This is a genomic window from Hymenobacter sp. 102 (assembly GCF_049949205.1).
Taxonomy (GTDB): Bacteria; Bacteroidota; Bacteroidia; order Cytophagales; family Hymenobacteraceae; genus Hymenobacter.
Genome location: NZ_CP188172.1, coordinates 4,258,845 through 4,282,999, shown reverse-complemented (window position 1 = coordinate 4,282,999; position 24,155 = coordinate 4,258,845). Strand labels below are relative to the sequence as shown.

The window sequence follows — 24,155 nt, the reverse complement described above, 5'->3', positions numbered from 1 at the left end:
GCATCACCTGATAACGCACCTGCAACCTGACCTCTGTTGGAAGAAAGTAAAGTCTAAAATCTAAATTAGAGAAGTCTAAAATCACGTTTACTCTCACTTCGTCCCGGCGCATTATTCACTAACTTTTTTAGCTAAAATCAAGTAATATGTGTATCTTTGGATATGTCAAAAACACAGCTTCCCGTTCCTCTTCCGCTGCAGCAGTTTGCTCGGTGTGTAGATGCCACCCGACGCCCTGTTGACCACATCGGTGACTGGCCCACCAGCGGCCGGGTTTATCCCATTCAGATGCGGCGGCATGCCCACACCGGCGAACTGCAGGTGCATGTGCTGGGCTTTTATGCTGAGCAGCCGTATGGGGCCTTTGCCAAGCACCGTTTCGAGCCGGTCGCTCAGGTGTGGCTCAACTAACCCCACTTTGTGGTTCTGCCTCCTCATCCGGCTGCTTTCGGTGCGCTACCCGATAAGCAGCCGGTTTTCTTTTCAGGAAGCCTATTTCAGCCCGGTGTCAAACCATACGGAAACAGAGCTTTGGGACTACGCAGGGCATCTGCAGTTTCAGGTAAACGGGCCCAGGATTCGGTAAGCTCAACCGCATTGTTCTCTGGCTTTTCCGGATACTTTCTTCCTGCTCCACGCAATCCACTGCCAAAAGCGCACAAAAAAACGTCCTGCTCAGCAGGACGTTCTTTGGGTTGACAGAACTGGCTTAGGCAGGCTGCCGGTCTTTAGCGCTGCACCTCAGTTTTTGCCTGGCCGATTTCCTCAGCCGGTGCGTTTCTGGTTTTGAAGATAGGCTCATCCCCGAGGTTATAGATTTCCTGAATGTTGTGCAGGATTTCTTCAAAGTCCAGCTTCAGGTCTTTCAGCAAACCGGTTTTCAGGTCGAATACCCAGCCGTGTACCGTGGGGTACCCCTTTTCCAGATATTTCTGCTGCACCACCGCCATTTTGATAACATTCACGCACTGCTCCTGCACATTCAGCTCCACCAGCCGGTCGTAACGCAGATCGGAATCCTCAATGGCATCCAACTCTGCCTGGTGCGTGCGGTACACGTCGCGGATGTTGCGCAGCCAGGGGTTCATAATCCCTAAATCCTTTGACTGCATAGCCGCCTTCACGCCCCCGCAGCCGTAGTGCCCGCACACCACAATGTGCTTCACACCCAAGTGAGCCACGGCATATTCAATCACCGAAGTAGCATTCAGATCAATGCTGATTACCAGGTTAGCCACGTTGCGGTGCACAAACACTTCCCCGGGCGCTACGCCCATCAGGTCTTCGGCCGTTACCCGCGAGTCGCTACACCCGATGTACAGGTAATCCGGCTTCTGGTCGGCGGCGAGCTGGCGCAGGAAATCGGCGTTGGAGCCGGTTTTGTTGCTCACCCATTGGCGGTTGTTCTCGAAGATTTCGTCGTAGGTCGTCATAGTGTCGAATGTACGGGTGAAGTGGGTTTTCAGGTGTTAAAACGAGCTTAAATCGGTGACCGGGACTAGCGGTAGTGCCAGAAAATGCCAAAATCGAAGGGTGTCCAGAGGGCCGCTTTTTGCCCGGCCGCTTTCAGGCCGTTGTTGGCCCAGGTGTTGCAGGTATAGAACAGGTTGTAGGTGTGTTGGGCTTCGTAAAAGGCATCGTGCTGCCCGTAGCTGTGCCCGGCAATGCGTTGCGGCTGGCCCTGGGCATTTAGTTGAAACGTGTTTTTGATGAAGGCAATCAGGCGCGTGTATTCGGCCGGACTCAGGCGCAGCCGTACGCAGTCGGGTCCCTCGGTGGGGCGGTGGTGGAAGGTGGTGTGCATAGCCGTGGTGCTCAGCCAGAACATGGCTTTTATGGCAGTACTGGGCTTGAGCTCGGCCCAGGTAGGCGTATCCAGGTAAAATCCTTTGTCACCCCACCCGAAGCCTACAAACTGCATCGTGCTGTCAGCCGCGGGCGTATCGGAGTAAGGCACCAGTTGCGCCCAGTCGATGTAGGCGGAGCGCACGGGCACTACCAGATCGGTATGTACGCCGTTGGAGAGAATGTAGGCTTCAATGGTTTCTTCTGGCGAGGGCGGCGCATCGGTGGCGGCTACCGGCACCGCCGAAAAGGCTACCGAGGCCGCTAGGTACACGGCCACGGTGCCGAGTAGGCCGGCACCAGTCCAGGCTACGCCTTTGGCAACTTGTTTCAGGGGAATTTTCATGCGGGCACAAGCTACGAAGGAGCAATTGGGGCATCATACGCAAACCCGCCGAAAAAGCTGAGCCGGGTCGTTTTTTGGGTACTTGGTGCGCCCGTTCCACCCAGTATCTTTGGCTTTTCGCCCGCGCCCATGCCCCAGCCCGACGACCAGCTCTACACCATTCCGGCCCCGTACCGCCGCATGGAAAACCTGCACATTCTGTTCTGGCTGCTCAAGGATATCGGCTGGTGCATGATCTGGAAGCCGCTGGGCATCAGCATGATTTTCCCCACACTTACCATTGCCCTGCTCATCACCTGGCGCACCCGCGAAATTAAAGCCGAGCTGGCCCACAACCTGGCCATCGTATTCTGGATTTCGGCCAACTCCTACTGGATGATCAGCGAGTTTGCGGGGTTTGACACGGTGCGCGTGTGGGGCGGCATTACCGGCAAGCACCTGGCTCTGGTACCGTTTCTTACCGGGCTGATCATTCTCTTGTATTACTACCTGGTGCAGCGCCCCCGCGAAAACCGGCCGGCACAAGTAGTCACGCTGTAGCCGCACCTCCAGCCGGAACTGCCCTTCAACCAGTGCCACGGCCTGGGCCCAACGCTCCGCCCACTCAGGGTTAGAAAAGTGACCAGGATGCGGCGGCCCGCACGGTAAGTTACCGCTACTCCCGGCAAGGCTCGGTCCGTATCAGGGACACCCGGAGCTATGTGAGCTATGACCGGAAGAACGAATACCAGAACCGGAACGGGAAGCACTGGTTGCTTCCTGTACCAAATCCCTGAGCATAACAGGAGCCGGGAGCTACATGTCCTGGCTTAGTGGAGAGCAGCAAACCCTCTTTTCCCTACTTTCCAGCCGGTTTCATCTGGATTCTACCACGCAGAACAGCCGCCTCACCCACAAGCTGGGAGGCGGCTGTTTGCGTATAAAACGCTGTGTTCCTATTTCGTTTTCATGTCCACATCTACATGCACGGTTTCCTGGGCCGCTAGCTTCGGCACCAAGGCATGATAAGTTAGGATAGGCGCGTCGTTGGTCATGCCTGCTGTAAATGTCACCTGCAGATGCCGGCGGCCCGTTTCACATTCCTGCTTATAGGCGTAGGAAATCGACGAGCTGCCACTGGCCGTACCCTTGTTGCCAATCACCAAATCATACTTTGTGAAGTCAATTTGCGGGTGACAGTTGCCAGTTACCAGCCGGTCAAAGTCGGGTTGGTTGCGGATGATAGTATACGTCTGATTCAGATCTACACTGAGCTGTCGGCGGGTATCACCGCAGCCATATTCCTTTTCCAGGCTGGTGACGGGCAGCGTAGCGTCGGCGCAGGGCTCAGTATCTCCTTCGCAGGTAATGCAACCCGTGAACAGTAAAGCCAGCACGCCGCCAGCAACAAGAGTAACAGTTCGTTTCATAGCATCTTTTTACGCCGTGAGTAGTAGTAATACTATGTGGAGCAGTTGACTATCGAAACGGTTGCAACTACCTCGTAAACAAAACGGCCGCCTCCCCTGTCCGGGAAGGCGGCCGTTTCTACTGTAGCGTACCGGCAGCTTAGGCTACCTGGCCCGACTCTTTCAGACGAATCAGGTTCAGGGCCGAGCCGGCTTTGAACCACTCAATCTGGCCCTCGTTGTAGGTGTGGTTCACCGTGATGAGGTCCGTGTCGCCATCGGCGTGGTGCAGGCGAACTTCCAGCGGCTTGCCGGGGGCAAACGTGGTCAGACCGAGGATGTCGATGGTGTCGTCCTCCTCAATCAGGTCGTAGTCGGCCTTATTGGCGAAGGTCAGGGCCAGCATGCCTTGCTTCTTCAGGTTGGTTTCGTGGATACGGGCAAAGGATTTCACCAGCACGGCGCGCACGCCCAGGTGGCGGGGTTCCATGGCGGCGTGCTCCCGCGAGGAGCCTTCCCCGTAGTTCTCATCACCTACCACCACCGAGCCGATGCCCTGAGCTTTGTAGTTACGGGCAACCTGCGGTACTGTGCCGTGGGGCGTGCCCGAGGTCAGCTGGTCTTTCACCGAGTTAGCCTCACCGTTGAAGGCGTTGGTAGCCCCGATGAGCATGTTGTTGCTGATGTTGTCCAGGTGGCCGCGGTATTTCAGCCACGGGCCGGCCATCGAAATGTGGTCGGTAGTGCACTTGCCCTGGGCTTTGATAAGCAGGCGCAGACCTTTCAGGTCGGTGCCTTCCCAGGCCTTGAAGGGCTCCAGCAGCTGCAGACGGTCCGAAGCCTCATCTACCAGTACCTGCACACCCGAGCCATCGGCGGCGGGAGCCTGGAAACCGGCATCCTCCACGGCGAAACCGCGGGGGGGCAGCTCGATGCCCTGGGGCTCGTCGAATTTTACCTGTTGGCCGTTTTTAGCGGTCAGCGTATCGGTGAGAGGGTTGAAGGTCAGGTCGCCGGCAATGGCGAAGGCCGTCACGATTTCGGGCGAAGCCACGAAAGCGTGGGTGTTCGGGTTGCCGTCGTTGCGCTTGGCGAAGTTGCGGTTGAACGAGGTGATGATGGAGTTCGGCCGCTTCATGTCGTCCATGTGGCGGGCCCACTGCCCAATGCACGGACCGCAGGCGTTGGCCAGCACCACGCCGCCCATCTGAGCGAAGGTATCCAGCAGGCCATCACGCTCCACGGTGTAGCGCACCAGCTCCGAGCCGGGCGTTACGGTGTACTCGGCTTGTACGGTCAGGCCCTTGTCGGCCGCCTGCTTGGCTACGCTGGCGGCGCGGGTGATGTCTTCGTACGAGGAGTTCGTGCACGAGCCGATCAGACCAACCTCCAGCTTGGCGGGCCAGTTGTGCTCTTTTACGGCCGCGGCAAATTGCGAAATCGGCCAAGCGGCGTCCGGCGTGAACGGGCCGTTCACGTAAGGCTCCAGCTCGGAAAGGTTGATTTCGATGAGCTGGTCGTAGAAGTTGGCCGGGTTGGCGTACACTTCGTCGTCGGCGCGCAGGTGCTGGGCTACGCCGGCTGCCATATCGGCAATTTCGGCGCGGTTGGTACCCCGCAGGTAGTCGCCCATCTTCTCATCGTAGCTGAACACCGACGTGGTAGCCCCGATTTCAGCGCCCATGTTGCAGATGGTGCCTTTGCCGGTGGCCGACAGGTTTTCTGCCCCTTCGCCGAAGTATTCTACGATGGCACCGGTACCGCCTTTTACGGTCAGGATGCCGGCTACTTTCAGGATTACGTCTTTGGCCGAGGTCCAGCCCGAGAGCTTGCCGGTCAGCTTCACGCCAATTACTTTGGGGAACTTCAGCTCCCAGGCCATGCCCGACATTACGTCCACGGCATCGGCCCCGCCTACCCCGATGGCAATCATACCGAGGCCGCCGGCGTTGGGCGTGTGCGAGTCGGTACCGATCATCATGCCGCCGGGGAAGGCGTAGTTCTCGAGTACCACTTGGTGAATGATACCCGCACCGGGCTTCCAGAAGCCGATGCCGTATTTATTGGAAACCGAAGCCAGGAAGTCGTACACCTCCTTGTTTTCGGAGTTGGCTACGGCCAAATCCTGGTCGGCACCCCGCTCGGCCTGAATCAGGTGGTCGCAGTGTACGGTGCTGGGAACGGCTACTTTGGCTTTGCCGGCCTGCATGAACTGCAACAGCGCCATCTGGGCCGTGGCATCCTGCATGGCTACGCGGTCCGGAGCGAAATCGACGTAGGAAACGCCCCGCTCATACGCCTGCGAAACAGAGCCGCCGTACAGGTGAGCGTACAGGATTTTTTCAGTCAGGGTAAGCGGGCGGCCAACGGCGGTACGGGCGGCTTCAATGCGGGAGCCCATGCCATCGTACACGGCCTTGATCATTTCTAAGTCAAACGCCATAATGCGAAATGGAAAAAGTGGAGAGAACGAACCTATCGGAATAGGTACGCAAATATAGGTACCGGCCGTTGCGCGGCCCAACTTTTCGGGCCTTTGCCCCCAGCCTGCCACCTCATTTAGAATGATTCTAACGGATAGTGGCGGAATTGTTGCAGCTTAGGCGGTCAAGGTGCGCTACATTCGCAGGCTTCGGTTGTAAACAACCACATACCGGCCGTAGTTTAGCCCCGAACTCACTTAACTTTTTCATCATGCCCGTAGCCATTGCATTTCGCAAGGCCGTAACCGGGGCCGGACTCGCGCTGGCCGCGGTGGCCTGTCAGTCCAATTCCACCACTTCCGAAAATACGGCGGCCACTGATGCCGCTGCTACTAATGCGGCTCAGGCCCTCACGGCCGGTACCTGGCGGGGCGTACTCTCGGCCCAGGACCAGGAAATTCCGTTCCTGTTCGATGTAGCCCAGGACGGCGGCAAGCCCACCGTAACGCTGCGCAACGGCGAGGAGCGCCTGAAGCTCGACGAAATCAGCACCGCCGGTGACTCCACCACCATCCGTCTGGGCGTATTCGACGCCGCGTTGGTGGTACGCCCCGACGGCACTGATAAGCTAAAAGGTGCCTGGGTGAAGTACGACGGTAAGGAGCCCTACCGCGTGCCGTTTGCGGCTATGAAAGGGTCGGCTGAAACGCCACTTTTCAACAGTGAAAGTAAAACAGCACCGATGTTTAGTGACCTGAAAAAGGGTGCTACGTTCCGGACCACATTTAAAGGCGAAGATGGTTCCACTACCCCAGCCGTAGGCATCATCACCCAGGATTCCGTGAATCCTTCGCGTCTTACGGGTACCTTCCTGACCACTACCGGCGACTACCGTTACTTGGCGGGCAATCTGGTAACCAAGACCGATGGACAGCACATCATGCTTTCGACCTTCGATGGCAGCCACGGCTTTTTGTTTGACGGCAAGCTGGATAAGCCCGATAACATCAACAACATCAGCGGCCATTTCTACAGCGGTAAGAAAGGCCACGAAACCTGGACCGCCGTGCTCGACCCCAACGCCAAACTGCCCGACGCCAACGCCCTCACCGGTATGAAGCCCGGCCAGAAAAAGCTCGATTTTAAATTCCCGAGCATCTACGAAGGCGGCAGCATCTCCCCTTCCGACCCCAAGTACAAGGGTAAAGTGGTAGTAGTGCAGATTCTGGGTTCCTGGTGCCCCAACTGCATGGACGAAACCAACTTCCTGGCGCCCTGGTACGAGAAGAACAAGCAGCGCGGCGTGGAAATCATTGGGCTGGGCTACGAGCGTACGAGTGACCAGAAGGTGGCCGCGCAGAAGCTGCTGAAGATGAAGCAGCGCATGAACATCGGTTACGACATTGCCATTGCCGGCGAGGCTTCCTCGGAAGCGGCCAGCAAGTCGCTGCCGCAGGTGCAGAAGGTACTGGCCTTCCCCACCACCATTTTCCTGGATAAGAAAGGCGAGGTACGCAAGATTCACACCGGCTACTCGGGCCCCGGCACCGGTAAGTACTACGAGCAGGAAGTGGCCGAATTCAACAAAACCATTGATCAGCTGCTGGCCGAGTAGAAGTGCTGCTGGTTCCCCCTCAACGGCCCTGCTTTCTTCGGAAGGTGGGGCCGTTGCATTGCTGCCGTCACGGAGTGGCACAATCCGGCTGTATATTGTACCTCCAACCTTCGGTGGTCGTCGCCAGACCTACGTTGGTCCGCTTTTTTCTGCTCGCTATGTTTCACTTGTCCTCTACCGTTGCGCGCGGCGCACTGTTCTTCTCTTTACTGACGGGCCTGCAGCTGTCAACTTTTTCTGCTGCTTCTGCACAATCGTTTGCGAAAGGCGCTGACACGGGCTGGCTGCAGCAGATGGAGGCCAACAACTACCTGTTTTACAACGACCAGGGCGTGCAGCAGGACTGCTTTCAGATTCTTAAAGATAAGGGCATCAACTCCATCCGGCTGCGGGTGTGGGTGACCCCCTCCATGACGGACTGGGTGAACGGGCACTGCAGCCCCGCCGAGGTGGTAACCATGGCCACGCGAGCCAAAAACATGGGCTTTCGGGTGATGATTGACTTCCATTACAGTGACAGTTGGGCCGACCCCGGCAAGCAAACCAAGCCGGCGGCCTGGGCCAGCCACAGCTTTGCGCAGCTGCTCACCGATGTGTACGACCACACGTACAGCGTGCTGAGTGCCCTGAAGACCAACGGCGTAACGCCGGAGTGGGTGCAGGTGGGCAACGAGATACCCGGCGGTATGCTGTGGCCCGAGGGCAGCAGCACCAACAACTTCGGCCAACTTACCCAGCTCATCAACAAAGGCTACGAGGCCGTGAAGGCAGTTAGCCCCACCACCAAAGTGGTGGTACACCTGGACAAAGGCAACGACAACGCCCGGTTCCGGTGGTTTTTCGATCAGCTCACGACCAACGGCGGCAAGTATGATGTGATTGGCATGTCCTATTACCCCTATTGGCTCAACCAGGACTACACGGCTTCCATCAACAACCTGCAGGCCAACCTCAAGGACATGGTGAGCCGCTACAACAAGGAGGTGGTGGTGGCCGAAGTAGGTGGCGACTGCGCCACTGCCCCCCAGAACGTGTACGACATGCTGGTAGCCGTGCAGCAGGCCGTACGGAACGTACCGGACAACAAAGGCCTGGGCGTATTTTACTGGGAGCCGGAGGGGTACCGCAGCTTCAGCGGCTACCAGCTTAGCGCCTGGAACAACAACGGCCGGCCCACGCTGGCCATGAATGCCTTTCTGGGGACTTCTACCTCGCCCCAACCGGTATTCAACCCGGTAGCTAACCCCGGATTTGAGGCTGATGGAGCCGCTACGCAAACGCCTGCCGGCTGGCTTACCCGCACCACCTCCAACACCAGCAACGCCGCCGACTATACCGAAACCAACGGCCAGACCAGTTCCTACCGGCTTACGCACTGGCTGGGCACCGCGTACCAGGTTACCACGTACCAAACGCTTACCAGCCTGGCTAATGGCACGTACACGCTGCGGGCCTGGGTGATGAACGGGGGCGGCCAGACTACCTGCCAGCTGTATGCCAAAAACTTTGGCGGTACCGAGAAAAACGTAGCCTTGCCCGTATCGGGCAGCTGGACGCAGATTCAGATACCGGGCATTCAGGTGAGCAACGGGCAGTGCGAAATTGGGCTGCTATCCGATGCCAACGCGGGTAACTGGTGCAGCCTGGATAATGTGGAGCTGGTATCCGCTACCGTTACGGGCGCAGCTCAGGCAGCTCAGGCTCCGTTTTTCGTGGCCTTTCCGAACCCGGCTACTACCGAGCTGACGCTGACCCACCTGCCCGGCACCGGTACCACCACCGTGCGGATTTACTCGGCCACCGGCCAACTGGTGCTCACTAGGAAAATTACGGCGGCCCGCCCCCGCATCGATATTGCCGAACTGGTACCCGGACCATACACCCTCCAGCTGGAAGACGGCGCTGCTACTCAACAGTTTATCAAGCAGTAGCGAATTAGCCTACCGAGTGCGTTCCAGCAACACAATGGGCTCGTTGTGGTACGTGGTGCGCGCAAACTCGTGGAAGCCGAATTTGCGGGCTACATTCAGGGAAGCTTCATTACCAGGGTCGATTATGCAGGTAATGCGGGCCTGGGGAAAGCGCGGCTCAATCCAGCGCAGGGCAGTTTGCACGGCCTGGGAGGCATAGCCCCGGCCATGCAGGCGGGGCGCAATAGTCCAGCCTGCTTCCAAGGTACCCTTCAGCGAAGGAGTCAGGTTGCGCTGAAAATCAAAGAACCCCACGGAGCCGCAGTACCGGCCGGTGGCTTTTTCCTCAATGGACCACGCCCCATACCCGAACATGGCCCAGTGGCCGAGTTGCCCCAACATCCGCCGCCACACTTCTTCCTCGCTTTGTGGCTTGTTGCCCAGGAACCGGTAAAATACCGGGTCGTTGGACAGGGCCGTAAACTCCGGCAGGTCAGCTACCCGCGGGCCGCGCAGCAGCAAGTCTGGCGTTTCTAGTTCGGGCACTGTTACGGCCGGGGCGTTGAGCAGGGAGAGAGGCATCATGCGGGCAAATAACGCAAAACGGGCAGCATTACCCAGTAGCGCGCAGTTTCGCTGCGCACCCGAGTGGAGCGGGCAACAGGCGGTTTGTTCTCCCGCGGGGGAACTCGCCCGCGGCTTGTGCGCGCAGTGGAACTGCGGGCTACTGAGCCGTTACATCCAGCCACAGGGGCGCCTTAGGGCGCAGGGTGATGAGTGGATCAGTGCCGGGCACGGTGGCGGAGGTCAGGTGGAATTGGAAGCAGCGGGTAGCTTCCAGCAGCACCAGTTGAATTTCGGTGAGGGCAAAGTGGTTGCCCACGCACAGCCGCGGCCCACCCCCAAACGGCAGGTAGGCGTAGGGCGGAATAGGCGGCGCGGCATCGGGAGCAAACCGCTCGGGCCGAAACATTTCCGCTTCCGGCCACAGCTGCGGGTGGTGGTGCAGGCCGTGAATGTAAATGGAAAACAACGTGCCTTTGGGAATAGGCAGCCCTCGAAACTCGTCGTCTTCCAACGCCACCCGATCCAGAATCCAGGCGGGTGGGTACAGGCGCATCGTTTCCTGAATAATCTGCTGGCTGTAGGGCAGTTGCGGAAGTTCCTGAAACTCGGGTGGGCGGGTAGCCAGCCCTGCGGCGCTCCGCTCCTGCTGCACCCGCTCGGCAGCATCCGGATGGCAAGCCAGTAAGTAAAACATCCAGCTCAAAGCGTTGGCGCTGGTTTCGTGGCCGGCCAGCAGCAAAATATTCACCTCATCCAGCAGCTGATCTTCGCTCATAGGCTCGCCATTGTCTTCGTAACGGGCATCCAGCAGCATTTGCAGCAGGTCGTCGGGGGCAGTGGCGGGGGGTGCCGCCAGCCGCTGCCGGATGTACCCTCGCACTAACGCGCGCAGCTCCCGGCTGAAGGCATCGTGCCGGGCAAAGGTACCGGTAGCCGTAAACCAGGGCCGCAGGTAGGGCTGCCGCACCGTACGCACGTAAAAGGCCTGAATCCGCGTGAGCATATCCGACAGCCGGAACTGCTCCGGGGCCGTCATGTTGGTGCCGAAGGTGGCCCGGGCAATAATATCAAAGGCTACCTGCGTCATCTCCTGGTGAATATCCACCCGCAGGCGGCCGCCGGGCGCGGCCTGTACCCGCTGCTGCAGCCCCAGCCGCCACTGTTCCACCACGCCCTGCATCAGCCGCGTGAGGGCCGCCAGCCGCTGCCGGTGAAAGCCGGGCTGGATCAGGCGGCGCTGCCGCAGCCAGTCGGCTCCCTCATTGGTAAGCAGGCCCCGGCCCAAATACCGGATCAGGCCGTGGGTAAGGTCGGATTTGAGGTAGCGGCGGTGGTTTTTCTGCAGAATATGCTGGACCAGAGCGGGGTCGCGGGTGATAATGGTGGGGCGGAGTCCCCCCAGGTACAGCCGCGCCGTGTCGCCGTGCCGGGCCAGCACCCGGTTAAGGTTCTGGATAGGCTGCCGGGCCATAGCCAGGGAGCCCAGCAGGGTGCGCCAGCGTGGTACCTGGGGCAATATCACCGGTGACACTGCTTTCACAGATTCAGATACAGACATTCGTAGGCCGGGAATTGTAACGGACGACGGAAGGTACAACAGGAGTCCGTAGGCAGCCCACCCCTGCGCGAATAATAACCCATTGGCCGTCTTTCCGCGTACAGCCCCTACAGGCCCGCGGGGCCTGCCGTTCTTCTCCCCCTTCAACAACCAAATTTGCGCTTTCCTATGTGGATTCAACAGAAACCCGATGCCCTGGCTCCTCTTGCCGATCTGCAGGGCCACACCGTAGGCCTCAAATTTGAGTGCAACGAGTGCCACACCGAAGTATTCACCGATTCGCTCGGCGTACCCGCCCCTGACCATCTGGCCAACTCCCTGGACGACGACGGCCAGTATGAAAAAGAGGAAGTGAAGTGCCCCGGCTGCGACATGACCCACGAAATTACCGTAAAAAGCACTTTCGACGGCGTGAAATTCGAGGTATCGGAAGTAGCTCCCGGCAGCGTGGCCTATCAGCTGAATCACTAATCACGCTGGTTTTTTGAGGGCTTCACGGATTTTGCACACGACTAACGTTCGAATACACCAGGGGCGGCTTGCTACATAGCAGGCCGCCCCTGGTGTATTCGGGCTGCCCCTCCCAACGCAATGCCCTCCAGGAAATCCAAGGCCTCCGCGAAAAATCCGCGTGTTCAGTGGTTCCGTTCGATAGTGTAGTTGATGAGCTGCTCCAGGGAAGTGCGCGAGGAAGAGTCCGGAAAAGTGTCCAGAATGGCCAGGGCCTCGTCGCGGTAGCGCTGCATTACCTGAATGGCGTATTCCAGCCCGCCCGACTGCTTTACGAAGTCAATGACGGCCTGCACCCGGTCTTTGCGGCCGTCGTTGTTTTTCACGTTGTAGATGACGCGGCGCTTGGTCAGCCAGTCGGCCTTGCTGAGCGCATGAATCAGGGGCAAGGTCATCTTCTTCTCCTTGATATCGATACCTACAGGCTTGCCAATTTCGTCGGTGCCAAAGTCGAACAGGTCATCTTTAATCTGGAAAGCCATGCCCACCTTCTCCCCAAACAGCCGGGCCCGCTCAATAGTGGCGGTATCAGCTCCGGCCGAAGCGGCCCCAACGGCGCAGCAGGAGGCAATCAGCGAGGCTGTTTTCTGCCGGATAATCTCGAAGTACACATCCTCGGTGATATCGAGGCGGCGGGCCTTTTCAATCTGCAGCAGTTCGCCCTCGCTCAGCTCCTTCACGGCGTTGCTCACGATTTTGAGCAGCTCGTAGTCGTTGTTTTCCAGGCTCAGGAGCAATCCTTTGCTGAGCAGATAGTCGCCTACCAGCACAGCAATTTTATTTTTCCAGAGCGCATTCACGCTGAAAAAGCCGCGGCGGTAGTTACTCTCATCCACCACATCATCGTGCACCAGGGTGGCCGTGTGCAGCAGTTCAATCAGGGCCGCTCCCCGGTACGAAGCTTCCGGCAACGGGTCGCCACCGCTGATTTTAGCCGTGAAGAACACGAACATAGGCCGGATCTGCTTGCCCTTGCGCTTCACAATGTAGCCCATGATTTTGTCCAGCAGCAGCTGGCGGGTTTGCATGGACTGGCGGAATTTCTTCTCGAATTCCGCCATCTCGGCGGCAATGGGAGCCTGTATCTGGTCCAGCGTAACGGTCATGCGGGTAATTTGGAGCGTGCAATGATACGGGGAAACCCCGAAATAGTGCAGGATCCAAATCCGGGAAGTGTGGGTTCTTTTCTGGTTATTGCTTAAATAACCTCCGGCGCAACCCGCAACCGGCCGGCAACGGGTCGGGCCGGCTTTTACCTTCGCCCGCATGTCCGCCTCGCTTACCTCCGTCGATTTTGTTCTTTCCAGCTCCCGTCACAGCCGGCCCTTTGCCGCCGACGCCCGCTTCCTGGCCGATGGCCGGCCCAAGCCGGTAGTGGTTTTCGTACACGGCTTTAAGGGTTTTAAGGACTGGGGCCACTTTAATCTGCTGGCCGATTGGTTTGCTCACCAAGGCTTTGTATTCGTGAAGCTCAACCTTTCGCACAACGGCTTGGTTGTGGGTGGCACCGGTGACCTGGAAGACCTGGAGGCCTTCGGGCAGAATAATTTCTCGCTGGAGCTGGACGACATCGGGACGCTGCTGGACTACCTGCCCACCGCCGCCTATCTTCCAGCGGAGGAGGTTGATTTCACGCGTCTTGCCCTCATTGGCCACAGCCGGGGCGGGGGCCTGGCCCTGCTGAAAACGACGGAAGACCAGCGCGTGCAAGCCGTAGTAACCTGGGCCGCCATCAGCGACGTGAACCCTGGCTGGCCGGAGCCGCTGATGCAGCAGTGGCAGCAGCAGGGCGTATTTCACGTGGAAAACAGCCGTACCGGCCAGCAGCTTCCCCTGTACTTTCAGATTGTGGAGGACTACCACCGCAACCGCCTCCGCCTCGATATCCGCCACAACCTGCGCCGGAAGCTACGTGGCCGGCCTCTGCTCATCGTTCACGGCGACCAGGATGAAACCGTACCGCTGCAACGTGCCTATCATCTCAAGGAGTGGCAGCCCGCCGCTGAACTGGTTATTTTGCCCAGTGTGACGCACAATTTCGGCGGAGCTCACCCCTGGCAGCCCACCGAGCTACCCACCGAGGCCCGGCAAGCCGCCGAAGTTACGGTGGAGTTTCTGCGGCGGGTGTTGTAGCAGTAAGGGCTTCAGAAAAGTACTGGGTACAGCCTGCCAAGCACTTCTCCCGCTGCCTAACGGTTTTTTTTCACGGAGCAGGCCTGCTTCGGGCCGCAATATTCACCGCATATGCCTACTGCCTACCTCCTGCTTGGCTCCAACCTCGGCGACCGGGCAGCCATTCTGCACGAAGCCATTACGCAGCTACGCACTTTGGCCGGGCCAGTACTGGCTGTTTCGGACCTGTACGAAACGGCGGCCTGGGGCCTGGAAGAGCAGCCGGCCTTTCTTAACCAGGCAGTTGAGCTGAGCACCTCCCTAGCCCCGGAACAGTTGCTGGCGGCTTGCCAGGACGCTGAGCAACGGGCGGGGCGGGAACGGCTCGTACGCTGGGGGGCGCGCACATTGGACGTGGATATTCTGCTTTACGACAATCTGGTGCTGGATACGCCCCGGCTGCAACTGCCGCACCCCCGCCTGCCGGAGCGCCGTTTTGCGCTGGTACCGCTGGCCGATATTGCCGCGCAGGCAGTGCACCCCGCCCTGGGCCAAACGGTAGCAGCCCTTCTCCACGCCTGCCCTGACCCATTACCGGTCAGGCGCGTTACGGCCATTCACTCCCAATAAAAAATGGTTCGCTGTTACTCAGCGAACCATTTTTTATTGGTGGGTATGGTTATACCGTAGCGGAGCTAACAACTGCTTCGGGGGTAATTTTCTTGACTAACCCCTGAAGCACCTTGCCGGGGCCGCACTCCACAAACTCCGTAGCACCGTCCTGTACCATATGCTGCACGCTCTGGGTCCAGCGAACCGGCGCTGTGAGCTGCCGCACCAGATTTTCCCGGATTTCGTCGGGGTTGAGGTGAGGAGCGGCGTCCACGTTCTGGTACACCGGACAGATGCCGGGCGAGAAGGTAGTTTGGGCAATGGCTTCGGCCAGAGCCGTTTCCGCCGATTTCATCAACGGTGAATGAAAGGCACCACCCACCGGCAGTGGCAACGCCCGCTTGGCACCGGCGGCTTTCAACTGCTCGCAGGCCAGTTCAATGCCGCGCTGAGAGCCGGACACTACCAGCTGACCGGGGCAGTTGTAGTTGGCAGCTACCACCACATTACCGCCGTCGGTAATTTCCTGGCAGATGCGGGCCGTGGTATCATCATCGAGAGCCAGAATGGCGGCCATGGTGCCGGGCTGCTCCAGGCAGGCTGCCTGCATGGCCTGGGCCCGTTGTGCCACCAGCCGCAGGGCATCTTCGAAGCGCAGTACCTTGGCTGCCACCAGGGCCGAAAACTCTCCCAAGGAGTGGCCCGCTACCATGTCAGGACGGAAATCGGGCAGCACGGCAGCCAGGGCTACGGAGTGCAGGAAAATGGCGGGCTGGGTTACGTCGGTACGGCGCAGGTCCTCTTCAGAACCCGAAAACATAATATCGGTCAGGGCAAAGCCCAGCACGTCGTTGGCTTGGTCCATGAGGCGTTTAGCCTCCGGATACTGCTCGTACAAGTCGCGGCCCATGCCGCTGAACTGGCTACCCTGGCCAGGGAAAATAACTGCTTTCATCAGTGAGAAGTTACACGACCAAAACGCCCGAAACTATCGGTCAACTCGGCCGCCGGATTGTGGCAATGCGGGCGCAAGCTGCAGAAAACCCCGCGAATGCACAATGCCCGCCTACTTCACCAATACCGGACTGATAACGCCGGTCTGCTTATCGATTTCGATGGCACTGTTATCGGGCATCCTGTTTACCCGGTCAGAGCGTTTCACCAGCACTTGCCAGCGCGGGCCGGTATCCAGCACCCGCAGCGTAGGCACCATGTACACCGCTGAGTCGGGTAACGACCGGAAATAGCGCGTTGCAACCAGTGTTGCCTGCTGCTCGGTGCGTACCTCGGTGCCGGCAGTTGAGGCCGACGGAGTTGGGGGTTGTACGGTGGTATTCACTGATTGAGTGGGGTTACAGGCGGTCAGGGCCAGCCAACCAGCCAGCACGGGGGCATATTTCATAAGGCGGCAACGCAAAGGGCCCGCTCTTTGGTGAGCGGGCCCCGGCTATACGCACAGCATGGCGTTGCTGTTAACGATTAATCTGCACCCAGCCTTTGAATACGCGCTTGGTACGGTTAGCGTCCCGGAACTGCACTTCGGCCTGATATAGGTACACGCCATCCGGCACTTTGCCGTTGGAGTTGCTTTCAGGGCCATTGCCCCCGCCGGTCCAGTTAATGAGCGGGTCCTTATCACTTTCGTACACCTTGGTGCCCCAGCGGTTGAAGATCTTGATGCTGGTGCGCTCAATGGGACTGAACACCTTGGGCCGGAACGTATCGTTCTTGCCGTCGCCGTTCGGGGTGAAGATGTTGGGTAGCAAAAACAGCAGGCAATTATCCTTACACTCTTTGTTGCTCAGGGCACTGATGGCGCCGTTGTCGTCCACTGCCCGCACCGCGTAACATCCCTGCGCCGACGTCAGGTTTCTGTGCTCGTACGTCAGCTGATTACCCGGAACCCGCGTCAGCTCCTGTAACGGGTCGGCATCGGTGGGCGCGTAGTAGATAATGTACGATACGATATTCTTGTTACAGTCGGCCGTGGGCTGACTGCTCAGCGTCCAGCTCAGGTAGTTGGTATACACCTGGCCGGTGAGTGGGGTGGCCGGCAGCTCAAACAACCGGCTGGCCAGACTGTCGCAATTAGTGGCTTTGAGCGTGAGCACGGGCGTGCACGGCACGGTGAGCAGCGCCACACATTGCTCCTGGCTCAGGTTGATGAGGGAGTCCGGCCGGGTTGCGTCGTAAGTGCCGTTAGTCTTCACGTAGTAGCAGTACGTCCGCCCCTTTACCAGCGGACCGCCCACAGTACCTTGGTCCACATACGTACCCCCCGTGGCTGCCCCTGTTACCTTAGCAATTGGCCGGAAGGTACCCGTATTCTCGCGCCGGTAAATAGTGGTGGGCCGTCTGGTATTGTCCCAGGGAACCTGATAGGTCCAGGAAAGAGCAATAGAGTTAGCTACCGGATCAGGGGTGCCACTTACCCGCACACTGGAGGCCGGCCCCGCTACTTCCACCGTTTCCGAAGCTCCCGTTACCGGCACGTTGTAGAAATCCAGTCGGTACGTGTAGGTAAGAGCGGTAGTGTTAAGGCCCGAGTTGACGAAGGTAGTATCATCCAGATTAGTGGAAGTATACACCTGCGTAAAAGCCGTAGCCGCCGGATTTAGCCCCGGAGCCCGGAACAGCCGGTAGCCTCTGGTTGGTCCGAAGCCGGCCGTAGAGGTAGGTTTCGTCCACCGAACGGTAATCTGCCCGTTGGTTTCGTCGGTGCGGTCCACGGTTACGTTGGTCAGGCGCGCCGAGCGACCGGCCAGAGTCACACAATCTTCATTAGAGGCAATACTGGCCCCCAGGCCCGGTGAGGCAAACTGCACGTAGATGCGGTAGCAGTAGGTTTTGCCCCGGTCAAGCCCCCGGCCGTTGTTATCATCCAGGAAAGTTCGGGACCCTACCCCAACCGAGCCTACCTGCGTATAGCCCGCTGCCGCTGGTAAACCGGTTTCACAGGGGCCGGGCGTGAAGCGGTAGGAGTTTTCGCGCCGGAAAATCAGTATCTGCGCACCTGGATTCTGACAGCTGTAGCTGTCCCAATCCAGGCGAGCGGTGCTACCCTGCAACGTGGCGCGCAGGTTTTGCGGAGCCGGCCCTATGACCGTAATGTTCCAGGTTCGCTGGTCGATGAGCGGTGGGATGTTGCCCGTAGGCTGATCGGTGGCCTTGAATAGTACCTGGTGGGGCTCCTGACGGATATCCGCGCAGGTAGGAGTCCACTGAAATGTACCCCGGGCCGTGGGTGGACCTGGGGTATTTTGAACAAAGCTGGCGGGACGGGGCAGCATCCCGCCGAACGCCTCCAGCTTAATGGGGTTGTTGTCAGGGTCGGTGGCTGTTACCAGGCCCGTAACCGGGGTATTTGCTATGACGCAGATATCCGGCGGTATAACAATGGTAGGCCGCTGGTTATTCGTGTTCTGCACCATTATCTGCATGTCGCGCACCACCTCACCAATCAGACGGGCGCGCGTACCGGGCGTGCGGCGGTACTCACGCACCACAAAGGCCACGTTGTATACGCCCTGCAGTCCCGGAGAATTCCACACGATTTGTCCGGTCCGGGGATTCTGCACAAAGATAGCCGGGTCGCCAGGCACCCCCACGGGTGGGCCGGCATAGGCAACCTGCCGGGGACTTCCGGGCAGGCCCGGGTCGCTGGGATAGCGGAAGCCCGCTACTTCGGTAGGTGCGGGCGTGCAGGCGGCGGGTACGGGTGCCTGCTGGCTGGGCCGAAGTTCATACACCAGTGAATCCCCGTCGGCGTCAGTAGCAGCGGGGTTATGCAGAAATACCTGGCCGATGGCTGCTTTATCAATCGGCGGCGCATTCAGTATCGGCGACCTGTTTTGCAGAAACGGATCAATGGTAACCGTGGTGGAAATATAGAACGAGGTGTTCACCGAGTTCAGCATATTCACTACCCCAGCTACCCGGTTTACGCTCAGGTACATCACTCTATAGGTACCCGGCGAGTTATACGTATGCTCAAAATAGTAAACGTTCCGGTAGGTATCAGGCGAAATTTGCTGGCGGTTACCGGAACGCGGAATGGCGTTATTGCCCGTTGCGCAGGTATTATCCCCGAAATAGATGTTGACAGTTGGCTCATCAGCCACGTTTCCTTCCGCCGAAGTGTACAATACCATCTTAAAAAAGATGCGGCGGGGATTACGGGCTGCCGTAGTATCCGTCTTAGCCTGAATATCGCCGGCGCGCAGGTGAGTGGCCTGGGCCATCGTCATGCTCCCCAGCCAGCCCAGCACTATTAGCAACCCGGTCAGCCACCGCTGCCCGGCACGATTACGTAAGGGAATACTCATATAGTCAGCAGCTTTGTAAGCGGAGGAACGGGAAAAAGGAAGGTCAGCAAAAACCAAGCAGGAACCTAACAAAAAAACCAGCCTGCGGTTGTTAGAGAGTACAATGTACTAACGGAGTTGGCGCGGGATAGATTCACTGTAACGCGCTTGCCTTATCTAGATTGTTTCCTGTTTGGTTCAGGACTACCTTTGGCCGTCATACCGACCTACCCAAACCCCCTTTAGTAGCTCTCTATGAGTTGGATTTCAAAAACTCTTTCCAGCAGCATCGGCCGCAAAATTATCATGGCCGTTACTGGCCTTTTCCTCTGCTCCTTCCTGGTAGTGCACCTGGTTGGGAACCTGCAGCTGTTCAAAGCCGACAACGGCGTGGCATTCAATGCCTACTCTGAGTTCATGGGCCATAACCCGATTATCCGTACCCTGGAAATCGTGCTGGTACTGGGCTTCGGCTTCCATATTTATGAAGGCCTGGCACTAGCCGCTAAAAACCGCGCCGCCCGGGGCGGTCAGGGCTACGTATCCAACCACATTGAGCAGAATAGCTCTTGGCACTCGCGCAGCATGGCCATGCTGGGCTCTATTGTGCTGTTCTTTCTGATTGTGCACCTGTACAACTTCTTCGGCTCGTTGCGCTTTACGGATGTACCGCGCGACGCCAATGGCAACGAAGACGCGTACAGCCTGGTGCTGGCAGCCTTCAAAAACCCGTTGTACGTGGCACTGTACGTAGTTGCGCAAGTAGCGCTGCTGTATCACTTGCTGCATGGCTTCAGCAGTGCCTTCCAAACGCTGGGCCTCACGCACCGCAAGTACACACCCGCCGTCAAATTTGTAGGCTATGCCTTCTCGATTGTGGTGTGCGCTGCCTTTGCTGCCATGCCGCTCTATTTCTACTTCGTCAAATAACCTCCTAACCTCGACAGCCGATGTTTCCGGATTCCAAAATTCCCGAAGGCCCGCTGGCCGAAAAATGGGACAAACACAAGTTTAACGTTAAGCTCGTAAACCCCGCCAACAAGCGGAAATACGACGTGATTGTGGTGGGTACCGGCCTGGCCGGCGCCTCAGCGGCGGCGTCCCTGGCCGAGCTGGGCTACAACGTGAAAGCCTTCACGTACCACGACTCGCCCCGCCGCGCGCACTCCATTGCCGCCCAGGGCGGTATCAACGCTGCCAAAAACTACCAGAACGACGGCGACTCGGTGTTCCGTCTGTTCTACGATACCATCAAGGGCGGTGACTACCGGGCCCGGGAAGCCAACGTGTACCGGCTGGCCCAGGTATCGGTAAACATCATCGACCAGTGCGTGGCCCAGGGTGTGCCCTTCGCCCGCGAGTACGGCGGACTGCTGGCGAACCGCTCGTTCGGTGGTGCCCAGGTAAGCCGCACATTCTATGCCCGGGGCCAGACCGGCCAGCAGCTGCTGCTGGGGGCCTACTCGGCCCTGTCGCGCCAGGTAGCCTACGGCAAGGTGAAGCTCTATACCCGTTCCGAAATGCTGGACGTGGTGGTAGTAGACGGCCAGGCCCGCGGTATCATCACCCGTAACCTGATTACCGGCGAAATTGAGCAGCACGCGGCCCACGCCGTGGTGCTGGCCACCGGTGGCTACGGCAACGTGTTCTACCTGAGCACCAACGCCAAGTACTGCAACGCCACCGCCGCGTGGCGGGCCCACAAAAAGGGCGCGTACTTCGCCAACCCCTGCTTCACTCAGATTCACCCCACCTGCATTCCCGTATCGGGCGACTACCAGTCGAAGCTGACGCTGATGTCGGAGTCGCTGCGCAACGACGGGCGCGTGTGGGTGCCGGCCTCGAAAGAAACGGCTGAGCGCCTGCGGGCCGGTCAGATTCGGGTGCAGGACATCCCGGAGGAGGAGCGCGACTACTTCCTGGAGCGCAAATACCCCGCCTTCGGTAACCTGGTGCCGCGCGACGTGGCCTCGCGTAACGCCAAGCAGATGTGCGACGAAGGTCGCGGCGTCGGCTCTTCGGGCCTGGCCGTGTTCCTCGACTTCGCCGATGCCATCAAGCGCAACGGCGCGGAGTGGGTAAGCCAGAAGTATGGTAACCTGTTCGATATGTACGCCAAAATCACTGGCGAGAACCCCTACGAGCAGCCCATGCGCATTTACCCGGCCGTGCACTACACCATGGGCGGCCTGTGGGTAGATTACAACCTGCAAACCACCATTCCCGGCCTGTACGCTACCGGTGAGTGTAACTTTTCCGACCACGGTGCCAACCGCCTCGGGGCTTCGGCGCTGATGCAGGGCCTGGCCGACGGCTACTTCGTAATTCCCTATACCATTGGTGATTACCTGGCCCAGACGGCCCCCAAGCCCGTTACCACCGAGCACCCGGCCTTCAAGGAAGCCGAGGCCGACGTACGGGCCCGCGTGCAGAAGCTGATGAGCATCAACGGTACGCGCACCCCCGACGACTTCCATAAGGCCCTAGGCCACATCATGTGGGAGTATTGCGGCATGGCCCGCAACGCCGAGGGTCTGCAGCACGCCAAAAAGGAAATCCAGAAACTGCGCAAGGAGTTCTGGAGCGACCTGAAACTGGTGGGCACCGAAACGGAAATGAACCAGGCGCTGGAGAAAGCCGGCCGCGTAGCCGACTTCCTGGAGCTGGGCGAGCTGATGATTGACGACGCCTACAACCGCAACGAAAGCTGCGGTGGTCACTTCCGCGAGGAGTACCAGACGCCCGAAGGGGAAGCCCTGCGCGACGACGAGAACTACGCCTACGTGGCTGCCTGGCAGTACACTGGCGACAACCAGCCCGAAATCCTGAACAAGGAGGCGCTGCAGTTCGAAAACGTGAAGCTCACCCAGCGTAGCTACAAGTAAAGCTGAATTATGAGTTAGAAATTGTGAATTGTGAAGGGCTGGCTTTCATGTAGACTAACCTTCGCAATTCATGATTTCGATTCATAATTTTTAATTCATAATTCATAATTCAGAAATAAAAATGGCTGGAAGTAACCCCAATGCCAAGCCGATGAACCTGACGCTGAAGGTGTGGCGGCAGAAGAACCGCAACACCCAAGGTGCCATCGTAGATTACCAGGTAAAGGACATTTCGCCCGATATGTCGTTCCTGGAAATGCTGGACGTACTGAACGAGGACCTGCTGCGCAAAGGCGAGGAGCCGGTAGCCTTTGACCACGACTGCCGCGAAGGCATTTGCGGCTCGTGCAACCTGTTCATCAATGGCCGCGCCCACGGCCCCGAGCCCGGCACCACCACCTGCCAGCTGCACATGCGCAAGTTCAACGATGGCGACACCATCACCATTGAACCCTGGCGCGCCGCCGCTTTCCCCGTCAACAAAGACCTGAGCGTAGACCGCTCGGCCTTCGACCGGATTATCCAGGCCGGTGGCTACGTGTCGGTAAACACCGGCGGTACCCCCGATGCCAACGAAATTCCGATTCCGAAGGAAATTGCCGACCGCGCGTTTGAAGCCGCTACCTGCATTGGCTGCGGGGCCTGCGTGGCCTCGTGCAAAAACGCCTCGGCCATGCTGTTCGTATCGGCCAAGGTGAGCCAGCTGGCGTTGCTACCCCAGGGCCACGTGGAGCGCAAAACCCGCGTAGAAAACATGGTGGCCCAGATGGACAAAGAAGGCTTTGGGGCCTGCACCAACATTGGCAGCTGCGCCGCCGAGTGCCCAGTGGGTATTTCGCTGGAGAACATTGCCATCCTGAACCACGAATTCCTGGCCGCCAAGGCGACTTCTAATAACCTGGCCTAAGGTTTCGGGGTTATACCCGTAGGATTTCTCAAAAGGCGAAGCGGATTTCCGTTTCGCCTTTTTGTTTTTCAGTAACCTCGCTTTCTGGTTTGGCGGCCTGCTGTACCGGCTGCCGCTTCTACCATCTTACTTTTCTCTCCTGCATGGTCACCATCGTTGCCGGCACCAACCGGCCCAATTCACGCGCCCGCCGCATTGCCGATTTATATCTGAATCTGTTGACTGAGCAGGGCGAAGAGGCGCAGATTCTGGATTTGCAGTTGCTACCGGCTGATTTTACTACCTCGGCCCTCTACCAGAACACTGGCCTTCACCCCGAATTCAACCAGTTAGTGCAGATGGCAGAACGGGCTACCAAGCTGGTATTTGTGGTACCGGAGTACAATTGTTCGTTTCCGGGTGTGCTGAAGTCGTTTATTGATGGCCTTCCCTACCCTGGCGGCATCCGCGGCAAAAAGGCGGCGCTGGTGGGCCTGAGCACCGGTACCCAGGGCGGCGTACTGGCCCTCAATCACCTTACCGATGTCCTGATGTATTTGGGTACTACGGTACTACCCCAGCGGGTGCGGCTGCCGTTCATCGATAAGCACTTGGCTGATGATGGTACCCTCTCGGAACCTTTATATCAGCAGTTGTTGCTGGAGCAGGTAGCCCATCTAGTGCGTTTTTAGGCCATATCGGGCGCTTTTTTGCTCGACAATGAATTTCCGGCGCTACCTTGCGGCCGCATTGGTGCGCTGTTGGCTTGTTGGCATGACCCGTTTTTTCGCTGGTTTTCTGAGTATCCTGGTGTTGCTCCAGACGTTTAGTCGGGAGTTGCTGGTACTGGATTATCAGGCCCGCAAGGCGGAAATCACGCAGCTATTCTGCGTGAACAAGGCCCGGCCCCGCCTGCAGTGTAACGGCAAATGCCACCTGCGCAAACAGTTGCGCAAAGCCACCGATGCCGACTCTAAAACGCCGGCCGGGGGCTTTGCCAAGGTGAAGTACGACGGGTTGGCCCCGGAGCCGGTATTCGTGGCTCCGGCGGCCCCGGCCGTTTTTGCCCTGGCGCGCCTGTTCGCGCCCCGCGTAGCCAGCTGCTACGCCTTTTCGCCGGCCGCCGGCGTGTTTCATCCCCCCGCAGCCTAGCTGATTTCTGGCAGTACCCGCCCCCACCGGGGCCGGGCGTAG

22 protein-coding genes are annotated in these 24,155 nt (G+C 58.7%); 12 read left to right on the top strand and 10 right to left on the bottom strand.

Features of this window, described 5'->3' with window-relative positions; all coding sequences use genetic code 11:
- Positions 1 to 162 precede the first annotated feature (162 nt).
- Positions 163 to 411 carry a hypothetical protein gene (locus ACN19L_RS18475; RefSeq protein WP_426490937.1) on the top strand — a complete coding sequence of 83 codons (249 nt, stop codon included), beginning with the start codon at positions 163 to 165 and terminating at the stop codon, positions 409 to 411.
- Positions 412 to 728: 317 nt separating this feature from the next.
- Here ACN19L_RS18475 and ACN19L_RS18470 read toward each other — a convergent pair whose 3' ends face one another.
- Both ACN19L_RS18470 and ACN19L_RS18465 read right to left on the bottom strand, forming a co-directional pair.
- Positions 729 to 1,433, bottom strand: a complete 705-nt coding sequence (locus tag ACN19L_RS18470; protein ID WP_426490936.1) for a carbonic anhydrase — start codon at positions 1,431 to 1,433, stop codon at positions 729 to 731.
- 65 nt (positions 1,434 to 1,498) lie between these two features.
- Complete coding sequence (locus ACN19L_RS18465; RefSeq protein WP_426490935.1) at positions 1,499 to 2,191, bottom strand: TIGR02117 family protein; 693 nt, start codon at positions 2,189 to 2,191, stop codon at positions 1,499 to 1,501.
- A gap of 129 nt (positions 2,192 to 2,320) precedes the next feature.
- On the opposite strand from ACN19L_RS18465, the gene ACN19L_RS18460 reads away from it, so the two are divergent.
- Complete coding sequence (locus tag ACN19L_RS18460; protein ID WP_426490934.1) at positions 2,321 to 2,731, top strand: hypothetical protein; 411 nt, start codon at positions 2,321 to 2,323, stop codon at positions 2,729 to 2,731.
- A gap of 395 nt (positions 2,732 to 3,126) precedes the next feature.
- On the opposite strand, the gene ACN19L_RS18455 is transcribed toward ACN19L_RS18460, so the two are convergent.
- Both ACN19L_RS18455 and ACN19L_RS18450 read right to left on the bottom strand, forming a co-directional pair.
- Positions 3,127 to 3,600 carry a hypothetical protein gene (locus ACN19L_RS18455; RefSeq protein ID WP_426490933.1) on the bottom strand — a complete coding sequence of 158 codons (474 nt, stop codon included), beginning with the start codon at positions 3,598 to 3,600 and terminating at the stop codon, positions 3,127 to 3,129.
- A 139-nt stretch (positions 3,601 to 3,739) separates the two neighbouring features.
- A complete protein-coding gene (locus ACN19L_RS18450; RefSeq protein ID WP_426490932.1) occupies positions 3,740 to 6,022 on the bottom strand; it encodes an aconitate hydratase in 2,283 nt (760 codons plus the stop codon).
- 251 nt (positions 6,023 to 6,273) lie between these two features.
- On the opposite strand from ACN19L_RS18450, the gene ACN19L_RS18445 reads away from it, so the two are divergent.
- Both ACN19L_RS18445 and ACN19L_RS18440 read left to right on the top strand, forming a co-directional pair.
- Positions 6,274 to 7,617 (top strand): TlpA disulfide reductase family protein, encoded by a 1,344-nt coding sequence (locus tag ACN19L_RS18445; protein ID WP_426490931.1) that lies wholly within the window; start codon positions 6,274 to 6,276, stop codon positions 7,615 to 7,617.
- Between the two features lie 158 nt (positions 7,618 to 7,775).
- On the top strand, positions 7,776 to 9,548 hold the full coding sequence (locus ACN19L_RS18440) for a glycosyl hydrolase 53 family protein (RefSeq protein WP_426490930.1): 1,773 nt from the start codon (positions 7,776 to 7,778) through the stop codon (positions 9,546 to 9,548).
- Positions 9,549 to 9,557: 9 nt separating this feature from the next.
- On the opposite strand, the gene ACN19L_RS18435 is transcribed toward ACN19L_RS18440, so the two are convergent.
- The gene (locus tag ACN19L_RS18435; protein WP_426490929.1) at positions 9,558 to 10,112 is read right to left on the bottom strand and encodes a GNAT family N-acetyltransferase; all 555 of its coding nucleotides are present in this window, start codon (positions 10,110 to 10,112) and stop codon (positions 9,558 to 9,560) included.
- A gap of 139 nt (positions 10,113 to 10,251) precedes the next feature.
- Positions 10,252 to 11,634, bottom strand: a complete 1,383-nt coding sequence (locus ACN19L_RS18430) for a cytochrome P450 (protein WP_426490928.1) — start codon at positions 11,632 to 11,634, stop codon at positions 10,252 to 10,254.
- Between the two features lie 186 nt (positions 11,635 to 11,820).
- On the opposite strand from ACN19L_RS18430, the gene ACN19L_RS18425 reads away from it, so the two are divergent.
- Entirely contained in the window at positions 11,821 to 12,123 is a 303-nt protein-coding gene (locus tag ACN19L_RS18425; RefSeq protein WP_426490927.1) for a hypothetical protein, read from the top strand.
- 164 nt (positions 12,124 to 12,287) lie between these two features.
- On the opposite strand, the gene ACN19L_RS18420 is transcribed toward ACN19L_RS18425, so the two are convergent.
- Positions 12,288 to 13,268, bottom strand: coding sequence for a polyprenyl synthetase family protein (locus ACN19L_RS18420; RefSeq protein ID WP_426490926.1), 981 nt, complete (start codon positions 13,266 to 13,268; stop codon positions 12,288 to 12,290).
- Between the two features lie 160 nt (positions 13,269 to 13,428).
- Between ACN19L_RS18420 and ACN19L_RS18415 the strand changes: the two genes are divergently transcribed.
- Positions 13,429 to 14,295, top strand: a complete 867-nt coding sequence (locus tag ACN19L_RS18415) for an alpha/beta hydrolase family protein (RefSeq protein WP_426490925.1) — start codon at positions 13,429 to 13,431, stop codon at positions 14,293 to 14,295.
- Between the two features lie 111 nt (positions 14,296 to 14,406).
- The gene (folK, locus tag ACN19L_RS18410) at positions 14,407 to 14,904 is read left to right on the top strand and encodes a 2-amino-4-hydroxy-6-hydroxymethyldihydropteridine diphosphokinase (RefSeq protein WP_426490924.1); all 498 of its coding nucleotides are present in this window, start codon (positions 14,407 to 14,409) and stop codon (positions 14,902 to 14,904) included.
- Between the two features lie 49 nt (positions 14,905 to 14,953).
- Here folK and fabD read toward each other — a convergent pair whose 3' ends face one another.
- The 3 genes from fabD to ACN19L_RS18395 all read right to left on the bottom strand — a co-directional run bounded on the left by fabD (position 14,954) and on the right by ACN19L_RS18395 (position 19,211).
- Positions 14,954 to 15,841 (bottom strand): ACP S-malonyltransferase, encoded by an 888-nt coding sequence (gene fabD, locus ACN19L_RS18405; protein ID WP_426490923.1) that lies wholly within the window; start codon positions 15,839 to 15,841, stop codon positions 14,954 to 14,956.
- A gap of 111 nt (positions 15,842 to 15,952) precedes the next feature.
- A complete protein-coding gene (locus ACN19L_RS18400) occupies positions 15,953 to 16,288 on the bottom strand; it encodes a hypothetical protein (RefSeq protein WP_426490922.1) in 336 nt (111 codons plus the stop codon).
- A gap of 70 nt (positions 16,289 to 16,358) precedes the next feature.
- The gene (locus ACN19L_RS18395; protein ID WP_426490921.1) at positions 16,359 to 19,211 is read right to left on the bottom strand and encodes a gliding motility-associated C-terminal domain-containing protein; all 2,853 of its coding nucleotides are present in this window, start codon (positions 19,209 to 19,211) and stop codon (positions 16,359 to 16,361) included.
- Between the two features lie 234 nt (positions 19,212 to 19,445).
- Here ACN19L_RS18395 and ACN19L_RS18390 point away from each other — a divergent pair, with 234 nt between their 5' ends.
- From ACN19L_RS18390 to ACN19L_RS18370, 5 genes are all read left to right on the top strand, one after another.
- Entirely contained in the window at positions 19,446 to 20,120 is a 675-nt protein-coding gene (locus ACN19L_RS18390; RefSeq protein ID WP_426490920.1) for a succinate dehydrogenase cytochrome b subunit, read from the top strand.
- 20 nt (positions 20,121 to 20,140) lie between these two features.
- Positions 20,141 to 22,075, top strand: a complete 1,935-nt coding sequence (locus tag ACN19L_RS18385) for a fumarate reductase/succinate dehydrogenase flavoprotein subunit (RefSeq protein ID WP_426490919.1) — start codon at positions 20,141 to 20,143, stop codon at positions 22,073 to 22,075.
- 151 nt (positions 22,076 to 22,226) lie between these two features.
- Positions 22,227 to 22,982, top strand: coding sequence for a succinate dehydrogenase/fumarate reductase iron-sulfur subunit (locus tag ACN19L_RS18380; protein ID WP_426493601.1), 756 nt, complete (start codon positions 22,227 to 22,229; stop codon positions 22,980 to 22,982).
- Between the two features lie 143 nt (positions 22,983 to 23,125).
- Complete coding sequence (locus tag ACN19L_RS18375; protein ID WP_426490918.1) at positions 23,126 to 23,653, top strand: NADPH-dependent FMN reductase; 528 nt, start codon at positions 23,126 to 23,128, stop codon at positions 23,651 to 23,653.
- 82 nt (positions 23,654 to 23,735) lie between these two features.
- The gene (locus ACN19L_RS18370; RefSeq protein ID WP_426490917.1) at positions 23,736 to 24,113 is read left to right on the top strand and encodes a hypothetical protein; all 378 of its coding nucleotides are present in this window, start codon (positions 23,736 to 23,738) and stop codon (positions 24,111 to 24,113) included.
- The last annotated feature ends 42 nt before the right edge of the window (positions 24,114 to 24,155 follow it).